Origin of the sequence: Bittarella massiliensis (ex Durand et al. 2017), assembly GCF_009876955.1 — a bacterium.
GTDB lineage: Bacteria > Bacillota > Clostridia > Oscillospirales > Ruminococcaceae > Bittarella > Bittarella massiliensis.
Map to the genome: position 1 here is coordinate 159,695 of NZ_WWVY01000003.1, position 20,972 is coordinate 180,666.

Annotated in this window: 16 protein-coding genes and 1 tRNA gene; 4 read left to right on the forward strand and 13 right to left on the reverse strand. The window is 65.4% G+C overall.

What is annotated here, in order from left to right; genetic code table 11:
- Nucleotides 1-65 precede the first annotated feature (65 nt).
- From GT748_RS04625 to GT748_RS04645, 5 genes are all read right to left on the reverse strand, one after another.
- Nucleotides 66-1,238 (reverse strand): DNA glycosylase AlkZ-like family protein, encoded by a 1,173-nt coding sequence (locus tag GT748_RS04625; protein ID WP_143161600.1) that lies wholly within the window; start codon nt 1,236-1,238, stop codon nt 66-68.
- Nucleotides 1,235-1,984, reverse strand: coding sequence for a DNA alkylation repair protein (locus GT748_RS04630; protein ID WP_161213350.1), 750 nt, complete (start codon nt 1,982-1,984; stop codon nt 1,235-1,237). Before GT748_RS04630 ends, GT748_RS04625 begins: the two co-directional genes overlap by 4 nt.
- A gap of 200 nt (nt 1,985-2,184) precedes the next feature.
- Nucleotides 2,185-3,363, reverse strand: a complete 1,179-nt coding sequence (locus tag GT748_RS04635) for a MalY/PatB family protein (RefSeq protein WP_044991708.1) — start codon at nt 3,361-3,363, stop codon at nt 2,185-2,187.
- Between the two features lie 153 nt (nt 3,364-3,516).
- Nucleotides 3,517-4,026: a MarR family winged helix-turn-helix transcriptional regulator gene (locus tag GT748_RS04640; RefSeq protein ID WP_021657950.1), complete on the reverse strand. Its 510-nt coding sequence runs from the start codon at nt 4,024-4,026 to the stop codon at nt 3,517-3,519.
- Between the two features lie 8 nt (nt 4,027-4,034).
- Nucleotides 4,035-4,727, reverse strand: coding sequence for a YjjG family noncanonical pyrimidine nucleotidase (locus tag GT748_RS04645; RefSeq protein WP_044991706.1), 693 nt, complete (start codon nt 4,725-4,727; stop codon nt 4,035-4,037).
- A gap of 290 nt (nt 4,728-5,017) precedes the next feature.
- Between GT748_RS04645 and GT748_RS04650 the strand changes: the two genes are divergently transcribed.
- Entirely contained in the window at nt 5,018-6,610 is a 1,593-nt protein-coding gene (locus GT748_RS04650; RefSeq protein WP_021657948.1) for a ClC family H(+)/Cl(-) exchange transporter, read from the forward strand.
- Between the two features lie 210 nt (nt 6,611-6,820).
- Here GT748_RS04650 and GT748_RS04655 read toward each other — a convergent pair whose 3' ends face one another.
- From GT748_RS04655 to GT748_RS04670, 4 genes are all read right to left on the reverse strand, one after another.
- Nucleotides 6,821-10,207: a YDG domain-containing protein gene (locus tag GT748_RS04655; protein ID WP_021657947.1), complete on the reverse strand. Its 3,387-nt coding sequence runs from the start codon at nt 10,205-10,207 to the stop codon at nt 6,821-6,823.
- A 460-nt stretch (nt 10,208-10,667) separates the two neighbouring features.
- A complete protein-coding gene (locus tag GT748_RS04660; RefSeq protein WP_207637591.1) occupies nt 10,668-11,084 on the reverse strand; it encodes an NUDIX domain-containing protein in 417 nt (138 codons plus the stop codon).
- 374 nt (nt 11,085-11,458) lie between these two features.
- The gene (locus tag GT748_RS04665; RefSeq protein WP_161213349.1) at nt 11,459-11,635 is read right to left on the reverse strand and encodes a hypothetical protein; all 177 of its coding nucleotides are present in this window, start codon (nt 11,633-11,635) and stop codon (nt 11,459-11,461) included.
- A 59-nt stretch (nt 11,636-11,694) separates the two neighbouring features.
- Complete coding sequence (locus GT748_RS04670) at nt 11,695-12,654, reverse strand: nucleoside hydrolase (RefSeq protein ID WP_161213348.1); 960 nt, start codon at nt 12,652-12,654, stop codon at nt 11,695-11,697.
- A gap of 153 nt (nt 12,655-12,807) precedes the next feature.
- Here GT748_RS04670 and metG point away from each other — a divergent pair, with 153 nt between their 5' ends.
- Nucleotides 12,808-14,763, forward strand: a complete 1,956-nt coding sequence (gene metG / locus GT748_RS04675; RefSeq protein WP_161213347.1) for a methionine--tRNA ligase — start codon at nt 12,808-12,810, stop codon at nt 14,761-14,763.
- A 77-nt stretch (nt 14,764-14,840) separates the two neighbouring features.
- Complete coding sequence (locus tag GT748_RS04680; protein WP_021657940.1) at nt 14,841-15,614, forward strand: TatD family hydrolase; 774 nt, start codon at nt 14,841-14,843, stop codon at nt 15,612-15,614.
- Nucleotides 15,615-15,709: 95 nt separating this feature from the next.
- Here GT748_RS04680 and GT748_RS04685 read toward each other — a convergent pair whose 3' ends face one another.
- From GT748_RS04685 to GT748_RS04700, 4 genes are all read right to left on the reverse strand, one after another.
- Nucleotides 15,710-16,534, reverse strand: coding sequence for a hypothetical protein (locus tag GT748_RS04685; RefSeq protein ID WP_021657939.1), 825 nt, complete (start codon nt 16,532-16,534; stop codon nt 15,710-15,712).
- A gap of 11 nt (nt 16,535-16,545) precedes the next feature.
- Nucleotides 16,546-17,796 carry a glutamate-5-semialdehyde dehydrogenase gene (locus tag GT748_RS04690; RefSeq protein WP_021657938.1) on the reverse strand — a complete coding sequence of 417 codons (1,251 nt, stop codon included), beginning with the start codon at nt 17,794-17,796 and terminating at the stop codon, nt 16,546-16,548.
- On the reverse strand, nt 17,793-18,584 hold the full coding sequence (gene proB / locus GT748_RS04695; protein WP_044991703.1) for a glutamate 5-kinase: 792 nt from the start codon (nt 18,582-18,584) through the stop codon (nt 17,793-17,795). The genes GT748_RS04690 and proB overlap by 4 nt, the downstream gene beginning before the upstream one ends.
- 607 nt (nt 18,585-19,191) lie before the next feature.
- Nucleotides 19,192-19,268, reverse strand: a tRNA-Arg gene (locus GT748_RS04700).
- A gap of 278 nt (nt 19,269-19,546) precedes the next feature.
- On the opposite strand from GT748_RS04700, the gene GT748_RS04705 reads away from it, so the two are divergent.
- Entirely contained in the window at nt 19,547-20,926 is a 1,380-nt protein-coding gene (locus GT748_RS04705) for a TrkH family potassium uptake protein (protein ID WP_161213346.1), read from the forward strand.
- Nucleotides 20,927-20,972 lie beyond the last annotated feature (46 nt).

The window sequence follows — 20,972 nt, forward strand, 5'->3', positions numbered from 1 at the left end:
CCCCCAAACAACAAATCCGGGGCGGGAAACAGCCGTTGTTTCCCGCCCCGGATTTTCTTTTCGCCCTACTCGGGCCACGCCACCGCCTTCAGCCGCAGCCCGCGAAAGGTGGCGTACCGCTCCAACCAGGCGACGGCCGCCTCCCTCTCCCCGGGGGAGAGGGGCGACCCCATCAGCCGGACCGACCAGTTCCTGCCCGAGGTCTTGCCCCGCCACCAGCCCACGGCAATGCCATCCCGCAGCAGGGCCCCGGGGTTGCCCACCGTCTTCCAGAGCTGTCCCGCCAGCCCCTCTTCACAGAGCCAGCGGCGCCCCCCATAGAGGTAGGGGTCGTAGGGGGGCAGCAGCTGCACCCCCCGCGGGGTGGCGGGGCAGTCCCCCTCCGCCAGGGCCAAGGCCGGGCGTCCCAAAAAGGTGACCGGCTCCCCCACCTCTTCGGCCAGGGCCCAAAGCCGCCTGCCCTGCCGGGGGCAGCAGCCCAAAAAGGCGGCAAACTCCCCCTCGGTGGCCGGGCCGTAGAGGGCGAGAAAGCGGCGCGCCAACTCCCGCTGGCCCGGCGCGCCCAAGAGGGCGGGGTCGGCGGGGGCCAGCCGCTCCCGCCCCCAGTTCCCCGGCCAGAAGAGGGGGGAGCGCCCCTGGCGGGGGCCCAGCACCAGGTGCCCCTGCAGGGCGCAGGCCCGCAGCAAAAAGGAGACCGCCGCCTCCCCCAGCCGCTGGTCCGGCCCGTAGAGGGAGGGGCCCTCCCACCCCTCCCTCACCCCTGCGGGCAGGCGGGGGGCGATCCGGTCCGCCAACTGCCGGTCCAGTTCGGCCTTGCCGGTCACCGGGGCGGGCAGCTCCTCCGCCGCCTGGCAGAGCAGGGGCAACAGCCGGTCCGCCCCCAGCCCCAGCCGCGCGGCCACCGGGGCAAAGCCGGGGTAGGCGTAGATCCACTCCTCCCCCTCCTGGGCGCAGAGCGCGCCGAGAAAGAGACCCCGCTGGACCGCGGGGAAAAGGTAGGGCGCGCCGCGAAAACTCCAGCAGCGGCAGAGCGCGCCGGAGGCCACCGCCTCCTCCACCCAGCCGGGGGCCAGATCCCCCACCCGGCAGAAGAGGGCGGCCTCCCCCATCCCCGGTGGGCTGTCCTGCACCCCCAGGGGGAGGGCCTGCTCCACCGCCCCCGGCCCGCAAAGCGGCGCAGTCAGGTGGTGGGCGGCCAGCCGCCGGGCCACCGCCTCCGCCCGGGTGATCTCCCTCATCTCCCCGCCCCCTTCCCCCGCCGCAGGGCGCACAGCCGCGTCTTCTCCTCCGGCGCTACCAGGCGGGAGTCGCGCAACTTGGAGAGGGTTTTGTTGTGGGTGAAGTCGTCCAGCCGCCCTTCGGCGAGCAGGGCTTCCACCAGCGCGGGGAAGCGGGGCCAGGCGGTGCAGAGGAGCCAGGCCCGGGCCATGTCCACATAGTATTCCCCCGCAGGGGCCGCGGCCGCCAGCTCCACCGCTAGCGGGGCCCAGTCCCCCCACAGCAGGTAGGTCATGGCCAGCACCAGCCCCACCCGCTTCTCCCAGGGGGCGCTCCCGTCCTGCACCAGCCTCTGGCAGAGGGACCAGGTGTACGCCGGCTGGCCGGCCAACCCCTTGCAGGCGGTGCAGAAGCTGTCGCAGAGGGACCAGTTGTGCACCCGGGGGATGTACCCCTCCACCGCCGGGGCCCCCTCGGGCCAGGGCAGGGAGGAGGCGCGGCCCGCCACCAGGGCGGCCACCATCCCCTCCTCGTGGCTGTCGTCTCGAGAGAGGGCGAGAAACCCCCGCCAGTCCCCCCGCGCGACGGCGCGGGCACAGGCCTGCAGCACCGGCATCCGCACCCCCAGCAGGGGGCACTGGGGGTCGTTCACGATGCGGGCGTTAAAGGCCTGATAGCCCGGCGCGGCCCGCTCCCGCAGGTAGGCCACAAAGGCCCGGTAGTCCCGGGGTTGCCAGCGATTCAATGCAAAGGGCGGTCTCTCCACAAAGGGCCCCTCCTCTCTCATTTTCCCCATTATCCCCCGGCAAGCAGCCTTTGTCAACGCAGCCGGGGCAGGCGGTGGGCAGGGCACCGGTTTCGCCCCCCCGTCCGCCGCTCGCGCCGCAAGAAAGGGCGCAAAAAGAGAGCCGGGGGCCGAAAAACTCCGGCCGCCCGGCTCCCGCCGCGCAGAGGCGCTCGCTCTTTCTATTTGCCTTCCAGCACCTGGGCCATCCGCTCCATGCACTCCTTGACGATGGAGCGGGGGCAGGCCACGTTGATGCGCTCAAAGCCGATGCCCTCTTCGCCGAACATGTAGCCCTCGTCCAGGGCGACCTTGGCCCGGCGGAGCATCATCTCCTCCAGCTCCTCCTTGTCCTTGCAGTACTCCCGCAGGTCCAGCCAGACCAGGTAGGTGCCCTCGCAGTCGACCATGGTGGCCTTGGGCAGCCGCTCGGCCACAAACTCTTTGCAGAAGGCGATGTTGCCGTCGATGTAGGCGTTGACCTGGTTGAGCCAGTCCTCGCTCTCGTTGTAGGCGGCGATCATAGCGGTGATGCCGAAAGGGTTGGCAAAGCCCACCGAGTTCTTGTCGCCGATGGTGTGCAGCCACTTCTCCTGGTACTCGGGGTTTTCGATGACGATGTTGGACAGCTGCATCCCCGCCAGGTTGAAGGTCTTGCTGGGGGCGGTGCAGACGATGATCCGGTCCTTGTACTCGGGGCAGGCCTTGAGCAGGGGGATGTGGGTGACCCCTTCCCGCACCAGATCGAAGTGGATCTCGTCGGAGATGATCCACTTGTCGTACTTCTTGGCGATCTCCACCACCTTTTTCAGCTCGTCCAAGGTCCAGACCCGGCCCACCGGGTTGTGGGGGCTGCAGAGGATCATCCCCTTGACGCCGGGGTCGGCCAGCTTTTTGTCCAGGTCCTCGTAGTCCATGGTGTAGCGGCCGTCCCGGTAAATCAGAGGGTTGTTGACCACCTTGCGGCCGTTGCCGAGGATGCTGTTGGTGAAAGGGTAGTAGACCGGGCGCTGGATGACGATGCCGTCCCCCTCCTCCGACAGGGCCTGGATCAGGTAGCAGATGGCGGGCACCACGCCGGGGGAGAAGAAGATGTCCTCGGCCTTGACGTCCCACCCGTGGCGGCGCTTGTACCAGCCGGTGACCGCCTCTTTATAGGTGGGGTTGTTGTACACGGTGTAGCCGAAGATCTTGCGGTCGATGCGCTTGTGCAGCGCGTCGATGATGGGGTCGGCGCAGGGGAAGTCCATGTCCGCCACCCAGAGGGGGAGGGCGGACTGGTCGTCGCCGGGCATAAACTCCCACTTGGAGCTAAAGGTGCCCTTGCGGTCAACGAGCTGGTCCAGATCGTACTGTCTCATCGCACACGTCTCCTTTTTTGGCCGCCGGGCCGGACCCGCCCCCATCCCGAGTGGGGAGAGGCCCGGCGCCGGCAACATTTAAGCTGCTTAAGCATTCTCTGTTTCCATCCTATCGCCGCCGGGAGGGTTTGTCAATCGGCCCGGGGGCAAAACTCATTTTTCGGGGATTTCGCTAAAATCCCGGCGGCTTCTTTCCACATCCTGACGGAAGGAGGCGTTGAGGTGTTCCTGCACCGCCAGATAGGTCCGCAGCTCCTCGTCGCTAAAGCCCGCCAGGTTGCGGCAGCTCCGCTGGTGGCACTCCCTGTCAAAGCGCTCGTGGTTTTCAAAGATGACCCAGCCGTGCTCGGTGAGGCCCAGGTTCTGTTCCCGGTTGTTGCGGGCGTTCTTGGCCTGGGTCACCCAGCCCTTCTCCCGCAACCGGCGCACCATCTGCGAGCAGGCGCTGGGGGTCTTTTGCAGCCTTGCCGCCAGGTCGGTGACGGTGATGCCCGGGCTGCGGCCGATGAGGGCGATGGTGTGGCTCTCGGCCTGGTAGAGGGTCTCGCCGCCGTAGCGGTGGGGCATGGCGTCGTACACCTCCATCAGCCGGCAGCCCTCGTCCAGGGCGTCCAAAAGCTGCAAGAACAGGGCGTAGCGCCCCTCTTCGATCGGCGTCTCCATCCCGCTGCTCACGCCCCGGCCACAAGGGCGGGCAGCTCCTCGAGGCGGGCGATCTCGTAGGTGATGGGCACCCCCAGGGCGTTGGGCTTGCCCCCGGGGTTGTACCAGCAGGTGTCGATGCCGGCGTTCTGCCCCCCCATCATGTCGGAGGTGAGGGAGTCCCCCACCAGCAGGGCCGCCGCCCGGTCAAAGCCGGGGATGTGGGCGGCCACATAGTCAAAGTACTCTTTCTGGGGCTTTTGGTAGCCGGTGTCCTCGGAGACAAAGACGTCGGCGATGTAGGGGGTGATGTCGCTGCCCTGCAACCGGCGGTGCTGGGTGCGGCTGACCCCGTTGGTCACCAGGTAGAGGGGGCAGAGCTGGGCCAGCCGGCGGCAGACGTCGGCCGCCCCGGGGATCGAGCAGCCCTGTTCCCCCAGGGCGTCCATATAGGTGCGGTTGAAGTCCGCCCCCGAGTGGGGCAGCCCCAGCTCGGCGAAGAGCTCGTCGAAGCGCTGGGACTGGAGTTTCTCCTTGCTGACCTCCCCCCGCTCAAATTGCTCCCACAGCCGGCTGTTGATGACCTGATAGCGCGCCCGAACGGCCTCTGTCAGGGGCACCTCCCACCGCGCAAAGGCGGTCTGCAGGGCGATCTCCTCGGCCCGGTCGAAATCCAGCAGGGTGTTGTCGGCATCCAGCAGGACAAAGCGGTATTTTGACAATGTCGGTCCCTTCCTTTCCCCCGCGCGCGGGGCGTCCTTTTTCTCGCTCCCATTATACGGGATTTTCCCGCCCCACACAAGCGCGGCGGGGGGCGGCGGGGAAACTGCCCGAGAATGGGTCCAGATCCTGTCCATATTTCGTCGTTTTGACCGCCTCTTTCCCTTTTCTTTGGCGCGGCGGCGCAGTATACTAAAAAGCGGAAATCGTCCGGCCGCGAGCCGGTGGGGAGGCCCCCCGCCGGGGAACGCGGCCTTTTTGCGGCAAAAGAAGAACAGAGGGGGAAACTGCAATGTCAGAACAAGGGGAAAGCGCCGTCGCCAAGACGGTCAAACGGGTGCGGGGGTACCGGTACTCCCTGGTGCTGGAGGGGCTCGCCGTGGGCGCCATTGCCGGGCTGGTGGCCGTCCTCTTCCGGCTGGCCATCCAGGGGGCCGACGGCCTGCGAGGCCAGGCCATCGCCTTTTGCAGAGAGCGGGGCGGCTGGGCGGTGGCCCTCTGGTTTTTGGCCCTGGCCGGGGCGGCGGGGCTGGTGACCCTCCTGCTGCGGTGGGAGCCCTACATCTCCGGCTCGGGCATCCCCCAGGTGGAGGGGGAGATGGTGGGCCAGGTGCACCAGCGCTGGTGGCGGGTGCTGCTGTGCAAGTTTGCCGGCGGACTCCTCAGCCTGGGGGCCGGCCTCTCCCTGGGGCGGGAAGGGCCCTCCATCCAGCTGGGGGCCATGGCGGGCAAGGGCTTTTCCCGGCTGACCGCCCGCATCCGCACCGAGGAGAAGCTGCTGATGACCTGCGGCGCTTCCGCCGGGCTGGCCGCGGCCTTCAACGCCCCCTTCGCCGGGGTCCTCTTCTCCCTGGAGGAGGTGCACAAGAACTTCTCGCTGGACGTGCTGCTGCCGGCCATGTCCGCCTCTATCACCGCCGACTTCCTGTCCAAAAACATCTTCGGCCTGAAGCCGGTCTTCGACCTGTCGGTGCGGCAGATGCTCCCCATCCGCCACTACTGGGCGGTGGCCCTGCTGGGCGTCGCCCTGGGGCTGCTGGGGGTGCTCTACAACCGCTGCACCTCCCTGGCGCAGGACCTCTACGCCCACGTCCGCCCGGCCTATCTGCGCACCCTGATCCCCTTTTTGCTGGCCGGGGTGCTGGCCTTTGTGGCCCCCCAACTGCTGGGGGGCGGCCACGCCCTGGTGGAGGGGATCGACCCCACCGCCACCCTGGGGGCGGTGGCCCTCCTCTTCGGCTGCAAATTCCTCTTCTCCATGGCCAGCTTCGGCGCAGGGGTGCCGGGGGGCATCTTCCTGCCGCTGCTGGTGTTGGGCTCCCTGGTGGGGGCGGGCTTCTTCGCCGGGTTGGCCCCCTCGCTGGGGCTGGCCCCCGAGATGGTGGACAACTTCGTCATCCTGGGGATGGCCGGGTACTTTGCCGCCATCGTCCGCGCGCCGGTGACCGGCATCCTCCTCATCAGCGAGATGACCGGCAGCTTCACCCACATGCTCACCCTCTCCCTGGTCTCCCTGGTGGCCTACGCCACCGCCGACCTGCTGGGGTGCAAGCCGGTCTACGACGAGCTGTTGGAGCGGCTGCTCAAAAGCCGTGGCCGCCCCCTGGAGCCCACCGGCGAAAAGGTGCTGGTGGAGGCCCCGGTCTGCATGGGCTCCCCCGCCTGCGGCCGCACCCTCAGCCAGATCGACTGGCCTGCCGGCAGCCTGGTGGTCTCGGTCCGCCGGGGGGAGCGGGAGCTGGTGCCCGGCGGGGCCACCCTCCTCTTGCAGGGGGACCAGCTCTCCCTCCTCTGCGACGAGTCGGACATCCCCGCCGTGCGGGAGGCCATGGCCCGCTGGTGTGAGACCGCCGTCCGGGAGCGCCGTTCCCCCGCCCGGCAGTAGACCACTTGTGAGAGCAGGCGTCCCTCCGGCGCCGCCTCCCAGGGGGAAAAGGCGGGTGGCAGCGCCTTTCCAGCGACCCTCCCGCACCCCCGGGAAAACGCCACCCCCATCCCCGGGGAAAGAACAGAGAGAGGGGGCCCAGTCGATTTGGCCGGGCCCCCTCTCTATTTATCTGCCCATCCGCAAAGCGCCCTCTTCAGGCCCTTTGCCCTACCCCTCGCGGCGGCGCTTGCCCGCGGCCGTCAGCACCAGGGCGCCCAGGGCCGCCAGCAGTCCCCACCCCAGGGGGGCAGTGGCGTCGCCGGTGTACACCGACAGGGCCTCCACCCTCTCCCGCAGGGCCGGGTCCATCATCTCCTTTTGGCGCTCGCTGAGTTGGCTGTACCGGTCCAGGATGTCCCGCTGCTCCTCTGCGGTGGCGTCGCGCAGGTCCTCCGGCAGTCGGCGGAGGTCCTCCTCCAACTGCTCCACCTCTTCCACCTGGTCGATGGCGTCTTCCAGTTGGTCGCGCAGGTCCTCCAGGTCCTTTCGCTCCTCCTCGGTCAGGTGGCTGTCCTCCCCGTCCAGCAGGTCCTCGATCTTGTCCACCACCTGCTGGGCGTCATCTTTGTTGTCCTTGTCCACCGTACCGGGGTCCAGGGGCTCGCTGCCCCCGTCCGGTCTCTTGACCTCCTCGATCTTCTCCTTCACCTCATCCAGTTTGTCCAGCAGTTCGTCACAGCGGTCGATGATCTCCTGCAGTTCCTCCTTCTGCTCCTCGCTGGCGTCAGGGTCGTTTTTCACCTCTTCGGCCTTCTCCTTGACCGACTCGATGTCCTCCCGGTCGTCCCCGGTGACGGTGTCGGGGGTCACGTCCTCGATGGGGGCAGGGATCTCGCCGATGGGGCGGGTGGACACCTTGTACTCGGTCACATGCCCGGCCTTGTCGTAGGCCAAAACGGTGTAGTCCGCCGGCTCCCCGCCGCTGGGCAGGGTCAGGTCGACCTGCTCCTGGCCCTGGCCAGCCGTCGCCTGGTGGACGATCATCCCGTCCTGGATGACGATGACCTGCTGCAAATTGAAATCGCTCACCTGCAGGTCCTTTTTCACGTAGTAGACGCCGCCGTCCTGTACCCCCGAAACCGCCGGCGGGGTCAGGTCGACGAGCAGCGGGCAGGCCACGACCGTCTCATTCCCGGTCACATCCACCGCCTTCAGGTAGACGATCCCCCGAAAGTCGCTGGTAAAGGGGATGGCGATCTTTCCATCTCCGTCAGGGGTCAGGTCGCTGCGCCACTCCTGCGCGGTGGGGGTGTAGACCTCCGCCGGGTCGGCGGTGGGATGCAGCGCGTACTGGATGGAGGCCAGCCCGCTGGTGGCGTCGGCGGCGCGCACCGATAAATCGATGGGAGTGTTGTACACCCGCTCAAATCCGCCCATGGGGGGCAGGGCCGGATGGTCCTTCCCATCCCGGTAGGCGGCCGAGATGTCCCGCTCCCCGTCCAGCACGGGGGCGGTGGCGTCGATCTTCACCACCTCGTCGGCCGGTTCGGTCACCGCGCCGGTGTCCTCTTTTTTCAGCTGCAACTGCAGCCGGTGGACACCGTCTCCCGTGACGACCCACTCGCTCCCCCAAGCGGCGGGGCTCCCCGCCAGCAGGTCGGCGATCTGCCGGTAGTCGCTCTCATCGGTGGGGGCGGCGGTCACCGGGCCGGTGAACCAGCCGCTGTTGTTCTTGCGCTCGCCGGTGATTTGGTATCCGCCCTGGTCCTGGGTGACCACCACGGTGGCTGGGTTGACCAGGTGCACCTGGTAGTTGGGGTTTTGCCAGACGGCGTTCCCGTCGGTGAATCCCACCACGCAGAGGTAGTAGGTGCCGGCCGGGCTGGTCTCGCTCAACTCCACCCCGGCGCTGTTCTGGCAGGTAAAGGAGGGGGTGCCCAGGTCGCTCACCGGGCGGGCAAAGGGGTCCGCCGCGGCGGCGCGGGCGCTCGGCTTTTGCAGCCACTGCACCCCGTAGCGGGGGATGGCCTCCCCCACCTTTTTCTCGCTCGGGTCGGCGGTGGGGCCCACCCACACCTCCCGCGGGGTGATGGAGCCGGCCACCTCCAGGCGGTCGGGCTCCAGGGTGTAGTTGCCCGCGTCCGCCCCGGCCAGGGTCAGGCCGCTGAGGGTGATGGTGTCGGCGTCCGCCACCTCGGGCGAGTTGTAGCCCGAACTGCTGTCAAACTGGATGGACAGCTCATCCCCCGCCACGGCGGAGGCGATGCTCACCGACCCCAAGAACTGGTTGGTGCCGTCATAGGGCTTGACGGTGGGGGAGATGCCCAAATCAGCGGCGGTGATCGCCTTGGGGTAGATGGTGAAGGTCTTGCTGGAGCCGGTGTAGGTGGCGTCGTCCGGCTTGGTCACCTCCACCTTGTAGGTGCCGGCGTCGCTAGGCGTCCCCTCGACCTTAACAAAGCTGCCGTCCGGCTGCTTTTTATAATAGGTGTAATGTACCTCTTCCTCAAAGGGCTTGCCGTTGACGTTGGTGCTGGGGACGACCGCGCCGCCGTAGGTGATGTCGGAGCAGTTGACCCCCAGGGTCTTGCCGGTCATATCCAGGGCCATATCGGTGGTGCTGGAGGTGTCGGTGACCCCCTCGCTGTCCCCCTCCAACCCGCCGAACTCCACCACATAGGCGCAGTTGGTGTTTTGAGAGAAGTCGTTCCACTGCCCCTGTACGGTGGAGTAAAAGTGCATGCACTGTTCGCCACTTGCATTGTTGGGCTCGCCGGTGGACCAGTTGGTGTACATCTTCGAGCTCTCCGGGTTGTTGGGGGTCGTCTGCTTATACGCACCCGACCACATCAACTGCCCGGCCTCCGGCCCGGTGACCCAGTAGTAGTCCGCTTTGGCAGACCCATAACTGCCCGGGTGGCCGGTGTAGTCGTCCAGGCAGGTGGCGCCGGTCCAACAGTTGGTGCCGATCAGGGAGTAGACAAAGTCGTGCTCGGCCTGGGAGGTGATGGTCACCAGATACCCCTGCCGCCCCAGGTAGCTCTGCTGGGAGGCCAGCTGATAGGCGGTGGGCCAGTTGACAGCGGTGGGCACGGCCAGGTAGTAGTGGCCGTTGTCCTCGTTGTAGTGGTAGACGCTGTCGAGCTGCTCCACACTCACCGAAAAGCGAAGGCTGCGCACCACGTTGGAGGTATTGGTCAAGCGCACCTGCAGGTTCTGGCGCAGGTAATCCTGCCACTGCTGGGCGCTCAACCCGCTGGCGCTGGTGAGAACGCAGTTGGTCACCCAGCCCCCGGCGCTCACCGAGGTGATCCCCGCCGCCGCGGGGTTTGCCGCCTGGATGGCGTCCCCGGACTGGATGGCCCGCGAGAACTGCACCACCACGCTCTTGATGGGTTGGTTGCCCGGCTGGGTCACCTCCAACTGGGGGAAGGTGTAGGTGTGGTAGCCGTTTTGATACCCACTCTCGCCCTGCTGTACCTCGTTTGCATAGCCCGGCTCGATGCCGATGGTGAAGGTGACCGACGGCTCTCCCTCCGCCAGGGCGACAGGCAGGTTGCCCACCGCCAAAACCAGAGCCAGCGCGATGCAGAGCAACCGCTTTTGCATCTTCATGGCAGATTCAACTCCTCAATTCAAATTTTTGGTTTGAAAGGTGTGCTTTTTCGTTCATCTGCTTTTTTTAATTTTGTGTACAAAAAAAGCAAGTCTGTCTTAGACAGACCTGCCAAAAAATCGTGCTCTTTTCTCAATTTCATCCGCGAATGAAAAGCTACGCCTTAATTTGTTAATAGTATAACGCTCTCTGTAAAGAATTGCAACAAATATATTCCAATTTACCCAATCTTTTACCGTTTTTGCTCTATTTTTCCGCCACTGCCGTGGGGGACAGGGCGATTTGGCCCCCGCCCGGCCATCAAAAAAGGGGCAAGAGGACAGGCCGCCCTGCCCTTTGCCCCTTTATCGAAGCGGGAGATACAGCGTGTACAATCTCCCCTCCAGCCTTTCCAAAAACCGCAAAATAGCATGCAAAATGAAATCCCACGCCCCTTGCGCTTTTATCCCTTCTCACAATTCAGGCCAGCCCCAGCCGGTCCCAGACGTCCCAGCGCTCCAGATCGGCCAGGATGGAGGTGGGCAGCAACTCCCCCATCTCCTCCCGGGTGGCCCAGCGGGCCTCCTGGTGCTCCTCCGACAGGGTCACCTCACCCCCCGCCCAGTAGCAGGCGTAGCTGAGCAGCACGATCTGCCGGTGGGGGGCCGGGTGGAAGGTGGTGGCGTAGAGCAGCTCTCCCGGCTCGACAGCCAGGCCGCTCTCCTCCTCGATCTCCCGCAGAAGGGCCTCCTCCAGCTCCTCTCCAAAACGGATCTTGCCGCCGGGGAACTCCCAGGTCCCCGGCCCGATCTCATCGCCGTCCGAGCGGCGGAGGACGAGTACCCTCTCCCCCCGGCGCACGATCCCCTTCAGTGCAGTGCGGATCTCCCATTCCACGGCCAATTTCCTCCCTCTATCCATTTGTCGCGGCACCCGGCCGCAGCCGGGCCCAGTTCATCTGCAGCGGAGCGGGGTGCGCCCCGCCCAGCCGGTGCCCTTTTCGGCGCACGGCGATTTTGCCATTTGCCCCCTATGGCAGGGCCAGCTTGTAACGAAAGGGGGCAAAAAGCGCCCTTTGACAGCCGTTCTTCCCCACTTTACTCCAAGCAATCGGGCAAGCCCGCTGCCTCCGTCTGCCGTCCTCCCAAAGCCTATGGCCCTCTTCCAACCGCCAGGGGAGGGCCAGCCCCCCGCCGCCCGCCGCCCGGCCACCCTTCACAGGCCCGAGAACGGCCGTTCCGGCTGTCCCTGACAGTCCCGCCTGACCCCTTTCACCCGATGGCCTCCAACAGCCGCCGCTTCACGGCGGAGATGTGGATGGCGCGCACCACCGCGGCGTTGGCGGGCCAGTCGAACACCGGCCAGCCCCTGTCCAACCCCTCGCCAGTGTTGACATAGGAAAAAATGGAGCGGCCATTTTCCCGGCACCCCCGCCTATCGCAGGCCACCCTTCACAGGGCCGAGACCAGCCGTTCCGGCCGCCCCCGACAGTCCCGCCTGTCCCCTTTCACCCGATGGCCTCCAACAGTTGCCGCTTCATGGCGGGGATGTGGATGACGCGCACCACCGCGGCGTTGGCGGAGCGCCCGGCAGCGCCGGTCCAGTCGAACACCAATTGGCCCCTGTCCAGCCCCTCGCCGGTGTTGACATAGGAAAAACAGGGCAGACTCTCCTTGACGAGTTCCGGCCAGAGGGCCACCGCCATGGCCACCGGGTCGGCCATGTCCAAACAGGGGGAGCCGAAGCGGCGGGTGTTGAGCTCCATCAGGCAGCGGTTGCAGCGGAGGCACAGCTGGGCGCAGGGGCTGCCCTCCGCCAGCACCTTCTCGATCTCCTCCTCGGTGAGGACGGCCTCGCCGCAGCAGAGGTCCCACCCGGCGTAGAGCTGGGGGATGCCCGCGCGCAGCACCACGGCACAGGCCTCGGGATCGGCCCAGATGTTGAACTCGGCCGTGGGGGTGACGTTGCCCGGGCCGAAGCCGGCCGAGCCCATCACCGTCAGCTGTTTGACCCAGCCGGCCACCCGCGGCTCCCGCAGCAGGGCCAGGGCCAGGTTGGTCAGCGGCCCCAGGGCCACGATCTCCAATTCCCCGGCAAAGCGCCGGGCCAGTTCGATGATGACGTTGGCCCCGTGACCGGCGGCCAGGGGCATCTGCGGGTCGGGGATGCCGATGTCCCCCATCCCGTCGCGGCCGTGGGTCTCGTAGGCGTAGGTCAGCTCCCGCAGCATCGGCCCGCCGCAGCCCAGGTGGACCGGCGGCCGGGCCGGACCCGCCCACTCCACGGCGATGCGGGCGTTGCGCCCGGCCTGTTCCAGCGGGACGTTGCCCGCCACGGCGGTGATCGCCTCGACCCGGACCCCCGGGCAGTGCAGGGCCATGACGATGGCCACCGCGTCGTCGGAGCCGGTGTCGGTGTCAATGAGGATGTGCCGCACGGCATTCCCCTCCTCGCTCGTTTTTTCCATCATATCACCCCCGGGGAGATCCTGCAATCTGCCTCCATTTGCAAATTGCCGCGCTTTTTCTGCCCAATACACCTTTCTTGCCCGCCCAAATTCTGCTATAATAACAAATTAGACACACATCAAATCCATCACACATCTAAAGGAGGATATAAAATGAGTCAGAAGAACACATTTTATATTACAACGCCCATCTACTACCCGTCCGACAAACTGCATATCGGACACAGCTACTGCACCGTCGCCACCGATGTCATGGCGCGGTACAAGCGAATGCAGGGGTTTGATGTGATGTTTTTGACCGGCACCGACGAGCACGGCCTGAAAATCGAGCAGAAGGCCAAGGCCGCCGGGGTCACCCCTCAGCAGTATGTGGACGAGATCGTCGCCGGGATCCAGGACCTGTGGAAGCTGATGAACATCTCCAACGACCGCTTCATCCGCACCACCGACGACTACCACGTGGAGTCGGTGCAGAAGATCTTCCGCAAGCTCTACGAGCAGGGCGACATCTACAAGTCGGTCTACAAAGGCAAGTACTGCACCCCCTGCGAGTCCTTCTGGACCGAGAGCCAGCTGGTGGACGGCAAGTGCCCCGACTGCGGCCGGGAGGTGGTGGACGCCGAGGAGGAGGCCTACTTCTTCAAGCTGTCCAAATACGCCGACCGGCTGGTGAAATACTACGAGGAACACCCCGACTTCATCTCCCCCGAGTCCCGCCTCAACGAGATGGTCAACAACTTTATAAAACCCGGGCTGGAGGACACCTGTGTCTCCCGCACCACCTTCAGCTGGGGCGTCCCGGTGGACTTTGACCCCAAACACGTGGTCTACGTCTGGATCGACGCCCTCTCCAACTACATCACCGCCCTGGGCTACGGCAACGACAGATACCACGACTTTGACAAGTACTGGCCCGCCGACGTGCAGTTTGTGGGCAAGGAGATCACCCGCTTTCACACCATCATCTGGCCGGCCATGCTGATGGCGCTGGACCTGCCCCTGCCCAAAAAGGTGTACGGCCACGGCTGGCTGCTCATCGACGGCGGAAAGATGAGCAAGTCCTTCGGCAACGTGGTGGACCCAGAGATCCTCTGCAACCGCTACGGGGTCGACGCCCTGCGCTACTTCTTGATGCGGGAATTCCCCTTCGGCTCGGACGGCAACTTCACCAACGAGCTGCTCATCAGCCGCATCAACGCCGACCTGGCCAACGACCTGGGCAACCTGGTCAGCCGCACCGTGGCCATGGTCGAGAAGTACTTCGGCGGCAAGCTGCCCGCCGGGCGGCAGGCCGACCCGCTGGACGACGAACTCATCTCCCTGGCCACCGGCCTGAAGGCCGTCTACGAGGAGCAGATGGAGCAGTACGCCTTTCAGTCGGCCCTGATCGAGGTCTTCAAGGTGGTCAGCCGCACCAACAAATACATCGACGAAACCGCCCCCTGGGTTCTCTGCAAGGACGAGGCCAACCGGGACCGGCTGGCCACCGTCATGTACAACCTCCTGGAGTGCATCCGCATCTGTGCCCAGCTGCTGACCCCCTTCATGCCCCAGACGGTGGAGAAGATCTTCGCCCAGATCGGCGCGGGCGAGGCCGAGACCAGCTACGACAAGGCCGGCGTCTTTGGGGCCCTGCCCGCCGAGGTGCAGGTGCACAAGGGCGAGACCCTCTTCCCCCGCATCGACGCCAAAAAGGAGCTGGCCGCCCTCGAGGCCGAGCAGAAGGCCAAACAGGCCGCCGCCCCGGCGGAGAAGCCCGCCGCGGAAAAGGGGGAGAAGGTCCCCGGCGTCATCACCATCGACGACTTCGGCAAGGTACAGCTGCTGCCCTGCAAGGTGCTGGACTGCCAGCCGGTGAAGGGGAGCGACAAGCTGCTGAAATTCCAGCTGGACGACGGCGGCAAGGGCCGCCAGGTAGTCTCCGGGATCGCCAAGTGGTACCGGCCCGAGGAGCTCGTCGGCAAGACGGTGCTGGTGGTTGCCAACCTCAAACCGGTCAAGCTGCGGGGCGAGATTAGCGAGGGGATGATCCTCTCGGCGGAGAAGGGCGACTCGATCCAGGTGCTCCTGCTGGGCGACAACATCGCCCCCGGCAGCAGCGTCTGCTAGCAACAAACACACCCGAAAAGGGGGCGGGCGAACAGGCCCGCCCCCTTCTCTTGCAACAACTGTCTGGAGGATCGACTGTGCAACCGATTTTTGACTCACACGCCCACTACGACGACGAGCGCTTTGACCCCGATCGGGAGGAGCTCATTGCCTCCCTGCCCGGCAGCGGGGTGGAACTGGTCCTCAACGCCGCCTGCGACCTGCCCTCCTGCGAGAGCTCCCTCGCCCTGACCCGCCGCTGGCCCTTTTTCTACTGCAGTGTGGGGGTGCACCCCCACGCCGCGCAGGAGGTGGCGGGGAGCGACTACCTGCGCTACCTGGAACGCGCCGCCCGGGAAAACGAAAAGGCGGTGGCCATCGGGGAGATCGGGCTGGACTACCACTACGACTTCTCCCCCCGGGCGGTGCAGAAGGCCGTCTTTGAGGAGCAGATGGCCCTGGCCGAGGCGCTGGACCTGCCGGTGATCATCCACAGCCGGGAGGCGTCGGCCGACACCCTGGAAATCGTCCGCCGCCACCGCTGCCATGGGGTGGTCCACTGCTTCTCCGGCTCGGCCGAGACCGCCCGCGAGTACCTGAAGTTGGGCTACCACATCGGCTTCACCGGCTCGGTGACCTTCAAAAACGCCAAAAAGCCGGTGGAGGCGGCGGCCCAGGTGCCCCTGGAGCGGCTCCTCATCGAGACCGACTGCCCCTACATGGCCCCGGTGCCCCTGCGTGGCAAGCGCTGCGACTCCCGGATGATCCCCCACACCGCCGCCCGGCTGGCCGAAATCAAGGGGGTGGAGGTGGAGGAGATCCTGCGGGTCACCAACGAAAACGCCCGCCGCCTCTTCGCCATTCCCGATTAAAAGTATAAATTATATGTTTTAATACATTTTGTAATATTTGATTGTCAAAAAGAGCAGGGCCCGCCGGATCGGGGTCCTGCTCTTCTATTCCTCTGTCAGGCAGCGGCAGGGGCTGCCGCCTCCCCGCTGGTGGTGTCCTCCTGGGGGCTGTTCTCGGTGCCGGGGGCGGGGGTGGTGCCATCCCCTGCGGCGGGGGCGCTGGAAGAGGCGCTGCTGCTCCCCTTCTTCTGCTCATTCTTGACCGCCTCATCCTCGGCCGCCTCGGCAATGGAGTGGATGACATAGTTGCCGTCGCTGGTCTTGGAGAGGGTGTAGATCATGGTCTTGTCGACCTCGGGCTGGTAGATGTTGCCGTCGGCGTCGCCGGTCCAACTGCTGCCCGCGGCCACATAGCCCACCGTCAAGCGGATGATCTTCCCTCGCTTCTCCATCTTGGAGACCAGGGGGGTGTAGTAGCCCATCAGGCCGGTGGCGGGCAGCCGGTAGCACTGGGTGGCGGTGTCGTACTGGAATTTCATGGTGTCGTCGCCAAAGCTCTTGTGCTCCAGCTTGATGTCGCTGCCGTAGAGCCTGGCGCCGTAGAGGTCGACGTCGGCCGCCGGCAGCAGCACAGCGCCGGTCTGGTCGGTGGCGTAGCGGCTGGTGTCCTCGTTTTTCAGCACCGCCCAGACCGCCGACTGCAGCAAAAAGTCGGGGTTTGCTTGGTCGGGGGAGTCAAAAGGCACCGGGTCGAGCATGACCACCGGCTCGATGAACTTCTGGTACTCCAGCCGCTTGTCGCTGTCGTCTAAGAGGAACTGCACCCCTTTGGTGCCCAAAAACACCAAAAAGGCAACCCCCAAGACCGCCAGGCCGAGGATGGTGTACCCCGCCAGGCGGGCTTTTCCCTTCTTGGAAAGCTTGTGTTTGCGTGCAGACAAAAGATCAGCTCCTATCGAATTTGGCCGTCACCCTGCAGGATGTACTTGTGGGTGGTCAGTTGTTCCAGCCCCATGGGCCCACGGGCGTGCAGCTTCTGGGTGGAGATGCCGATCTCCGCCCCCATGCCGAACTCCCCGCCGTCGGTAAAGCGGGTCGAGGCGTTGACATAGACGGCCGCCGCGTCGATCCGGCGGCAGAAAGCCCGGCTCTTCTCGTAGTCCCGGGTGACGATGCACTCGCTGTGGCCGGTGGTGTATCGCTGAATGTGGGAGACAGCCTCTTCAAAGCCGTCCACCACCTTGATTGCGACGACGTAGTCCAAAAATTCGCTCTCCCAGTCGCTCTCGACGGCGGGAACGGCCCGCCCGCCCAGGATGGCGCAGGTCTCGGGGCAGCCGCGGATCTCCACCCGGGGAGAGGCGTCCATCCGCCCGGCGATCACGGGCAGCCACTGGGCGGCCACCGACCGGTCCACCAAAAAGGTCTCGGCCGCATTGCAGACCGAGGGGCGGGAGACCTTGGCGTTGTAGGCAATGTCGGCGGCCATCTCCAGGTCGGCCGTGCCCTCCACGTAGATGTGGCAGTTGCCGGTGCCGGTCTCGATGACCGGGACGGTGGCGTTTTCCACCACCGCCCGGATCAGCCCCGCGCCGCCGCGGGGGATCAGCACGTCCAGGTAGCCGTTTAGCTTCATAAAGGCGCTGGTGGTCTCGCGGGCGCTGTCCTCGATGAGCTGGACGAAGTCGGGGTTTTGCCCCGCGGCGGCCAGGGCCGTCCGCACCGAGGCGACGACGGCCCGGTTGGAGCGAAGGGCCTCTTTGCCGCCCTTGAGGATGACCGCGTTGGAGGACTTGAGGCAGAGGGCCGCCGCGTCCAGGGTGACGTTGGGGCGGGCCTCGTAGATGATGCCGCAGACCCCTAGGGGGGTGGAGACCTTGGTCATCTCCAACCCGCTGGGCAGCCGCTGGCCCCCCAGCACCCGGCCCACCGGGTCGGGCAGCGCCGCGACCTGTTCGGCCGCGTCGGCCATGGCCAGTACCCGCTGCTCGTTGAGGAGCAGCCGGTCGATGAGGGATTCGCTGATCCCCGCCTCCCGGGCGGCGGCCACGTCTTCCCCGTTTGCCTGCAGGATGGCGGCGCAGTCGTCGCGCACCTGCTGGGCCACGGCGGCCAACAGCCGGTTTTTCTCCCCGCTGTCCAGCAGGGCCAATTCGCGGGCAGCCGCCTTGGCGCGGCCGCCGAGCACTGTCAAATCGGTCATTTCTCTCCCTCCTGTCCCACAAAGGTGGTGCCCACCGGCTTGCCGTCAAAGACGTCGTAGAGGAGCCGGGGGTTGTCGCCGTTGATGATGACCATGTCGCCGCCGGTGGCGGTGAAGATCTCGGCGGCGTGGATCTTGGTGATCATGCCGCCGGTGCCCCGGCGGCTGCCGGCCCCGCCGGCCATGGCCCGCACCTGCTCGTCGATTTTCTCGACCCGGCGGATGATCCTGGCGGTGGGGTCCTGGCGGGGGTCCTTGTCAAACAGGCCGTCGATGTCGGACATGATGATCAGCTTGTCGGCGCCCACCAGCTCCCCCACCATGGCCGAGAGGGCGTCGTTGTCGCCAAACTTGATCTCGTCGGTGGAGATGGTGTCGTTTTCGTTGATGATGGGGATGACGTCCAGTTCCAACAGCCGGTTCAAGGTGTTGCGGGCGTTGTGCCGGCGCTCGTCCTGGTCGATGATGTCCCGGGTCAAAAGCACCTGGGAAACCACGTGGTTGTAGACGGAAAAGCGCTTGTCGTACATGTACATCAGCTCACACTGCCCCACCGCGGCCGCCGCCTGCTTGGAGGGGATGTCGGTGGGTCGGTCGCGCATCTGCAGCTTGCTCATCCCCACGCCGATGGCGCCGGAGGAGACCAAGATCACCTGCTTGCCCGAATTTTTGATGTCGGAAATGGCCTCTACCAGGGCCTCGATGCGGCGGATGTTCAGGTGGCCGGTGCTGTATGTAAGGGTGGAAGTCCCCACCTTGATGACCACGCGGTCGGGAATGCGCTGCACGAAAACTCCTCCTTTTAAAAGAGAGCGGTGTTGGAATGGGGTGGACCCGCCCCCGCCTTCCCCGGCAAGCGGGCGCTGGGGCGGCGGGTCCTGCCAATAAATTGCCATCATTATAGCATACCCCCTGCCAAAAAGCAAAGCGCCGCCGTCCGGCGCAGGGCGGCGCAAGGCCGTTTTCAGGGGCGGTGGTCGGGCCCGCGCCTACGAAAAAAAGGCCCCGGGCGCTGGGTTTGCCCCGGGCCTTTAAAAACCGTTCGGCAGGGGCCAAAAAAGCCCCCCACGGCGGGCGGTGTAGGGCTTGAAAACGGCGACTGACCGCTGGGCTTGCGCCGCCCAAAAGCCCCCCAGCCACAAACGCGGGAAAACAGGCAAAATAAAAAGCTGGGCCCAGAAGGCGAGTTGCCCCCAACCCCAGAACGATGGGGTTTGCGCCGCAAAAAAACGCGTTCCGCGCGGGCGCCTGCTTCAAAAAAGTCCAGAGCGTGAATTGGCTCCAGGCCCCGCCTGGGGGGAAGTGCCCGCAAAAAGATGCCCGCTTCGGCGCATGCGCAAAAGAAAACACACCCCACCAAGTGAGGTGTGCAACTTGGGTGCGGCAGCCTGCCGCTGGCGCGCTTGAAGGGATTCGAACCCCCGGCTTCATCCTTAGGAGGGATGCACTCTATCCAGCTGAGTTACAAGCGCCGGTGTGAACGGCCGTCCGGCCTGTACTGCGAGTCGGTCGGCTGCACATTATTATAGCAGACCCGCCGCCCAAAAGCAATGCCCGCCCCGCCTCGAATGGGGCGTTAAGAAAGCGTTAAGAGAAGAAAAAGAAGCCTAAACTTGTTGTAAAGAAAATGGGGATTTGCTATACTAATAGGTAGTTCGCTCCGGCGGGGGCGGCCCATTTCGCCCCCGCCTCGGGCGCCGTTTCAGTGGTTCGATAGGCAAAAATTTGAAAGAGAAGAGAGATTGCTGTCATGTCGGAACAAACGGTAGAAAAAAAGGTCAAGAAACCACTCTCCCCCACCCAGATCATCGTCGCCAGCTTCCTGCTGGTCATCACCGTGGGGGGGCTGCTTCTCTGTCTGCCCCTCTCCTCGCGCAGCGGGGAGTTCACCCCCTTCTTGGACGCCCTGTTCACCGCCACCTCGGCCACCTGCGTCACCGGGCTGATCGTGGTGGACACCTACCTGCACTTCAGCTTTTTCGGGCAGCTGGTCATCCTCTGCCTGATTCAGATCGGTGGGCTGGGTCTCATCACCTTCGTCACCTTTTTCAGCGTGGCGGTGGGCAAGAAGATGCGCTTCAAAAACATGTCCCTGGCGCAGGAGTCCATCAGCGCCCCCTCGGTCAGCGGGCTGCCCCACCTGGTGCGGATGGTGGTCAAGGCCTCGCTGCTCATCGAGGGCTGCGGCACCCTGCTGCTCTGCCTCAGCTTTATCCCCCGCTACGGCTTTTTGCAGGGGTTGTGGACCGCCTTTTTCCTGGCGGTGTCGGCCTTCTGCAACGCGGGCTTTGACATTTTGGGCCACGAGGGGGCTTACAGCAGCCTGATCCACTACACCGGCGACCCCATCGTCATCGGCACCATCAGCGCCCTGATCGTCATCGGCGGCCTGGGCTTTTTGGTCTGGGCCGACCTCTACGGTCTCCGGCACACCAAAAAACTGCGGCTGCACACCAAGATCGTCCTCTTCATCACCGCCCTCCTCATCCTGCTGGGGACCCTCCTCTTCTGCGTGCTGGAGTGGAACAACCCCTCCACCATGGGGCCCCTCTCCGTCCCCGAAAAGCTGGGGGCCGGGCTCTTTCAGTCCATCTCCTGCCGGACGGCGGGCTTTAACTCCATCGACCTCAACGCCATGTCGGGCTTTACCAAACTGGTCGCCAGCATCCTGATGTTTATCGGCGCGGGCCCCGCCTCCACCGGCGGCGGCATCAAGGTCACCACCTTCGCCGTCATCGTCATGACCATCCTCAGCTTCTCCTCCGGGCGAGAGAACACCGTCATCCTCAAGCGGCGCATCGACCACAAGACCGTCTACAAAGCCCTCACCATCTCCGCGCTGGCCCTAGTGGTGGCCTTCATCACCTCCTCGGTGATGTTCTACTCCATCCCCCGCAGCACATTCAACACCCCCATCAACGCCATCTTTGAGGCCTGCTCGGCCTTTGGCACCGTGGGCCTCTCCGACGGGCTCACCGGCGAGGGGAACGCCCTCACCCACATCATCACCATGCTCACCATGTTCATCGGCCGGGTCGGCCCCGCCTCCCTCGCCATCTCCCTGGCCTCCGGCCGGGGCGGGCGCAAAAAAAACCAGGTCATGCCCGAGGGCAAGGTCCTGGTGGGCTGATTTGCCAAGAGACGCCAAAAAGCGGCGAGCGCATGCTCGCCGCTTT

Coding starts and splice junctions, on each gene's coding strand:
- GT748_RS04625 (WP_143161600.1), bottom strand. CDS start 1,238: ATGAGGGAGATCACCCGGGCGGAGGCGGTGGCCCGGCGGCTGGCCGCC.
- GT748_RS04635 (WP_044991708.1), bottom strand. CDS start 3,363: ATGAGACAGTACGATCTGGACCAGCTCGTTGACCGCAAGGGCACCTTT.
- GT748_RS04640 (WP_021657950.1), bottom strand. CDS start 4,026: ATGGAGACGCCGATCGAAGAGGGGCGCTACGCCCTGTTCTTGCAGCTT.
- GT748_RS04650 (WP_021657948.1), top strand. CDS start 5,018: ATGTCAGAACAAGGGGAAAGCGCCGTCGCCAAGACGGTCAAACGGGTG.
- GT748_RS04655 (WP_021657947.1), bottom strand. CDS start 10,207: ATGAAGATGCAAAAGCGGTTGCTCTGCATCGCGCTGGCTCTGGTTTTG.
- GT748_RS04670 (WP_161213348.1), bottom strand. CDS start 12,654: ATGGAAAAAACGAGCGAGGAGGGGAATGCCGTGCGGCACATCCTCATT.
- metG (WP_161213347.1), top strand. CDS start 12,808: ATGAGTCAGAAGAACACATTTTATATTACAACGCCCATCTACTACCCG.
- GT748_RS04690 (WP_021657938.1), bottom strand. CDS start 17,796: ATGACCGATTTGACAGTGCTCGGCGGCCGCGCCAAGGCGGCTGCCCGC.
- GT748_RS04705 (WP_161213346.1), top strand. CDS start 19,547: ATGTCGGAACAAACGGTAGAAAAAAAGGTCAAGAAACCACTCTCCCCC.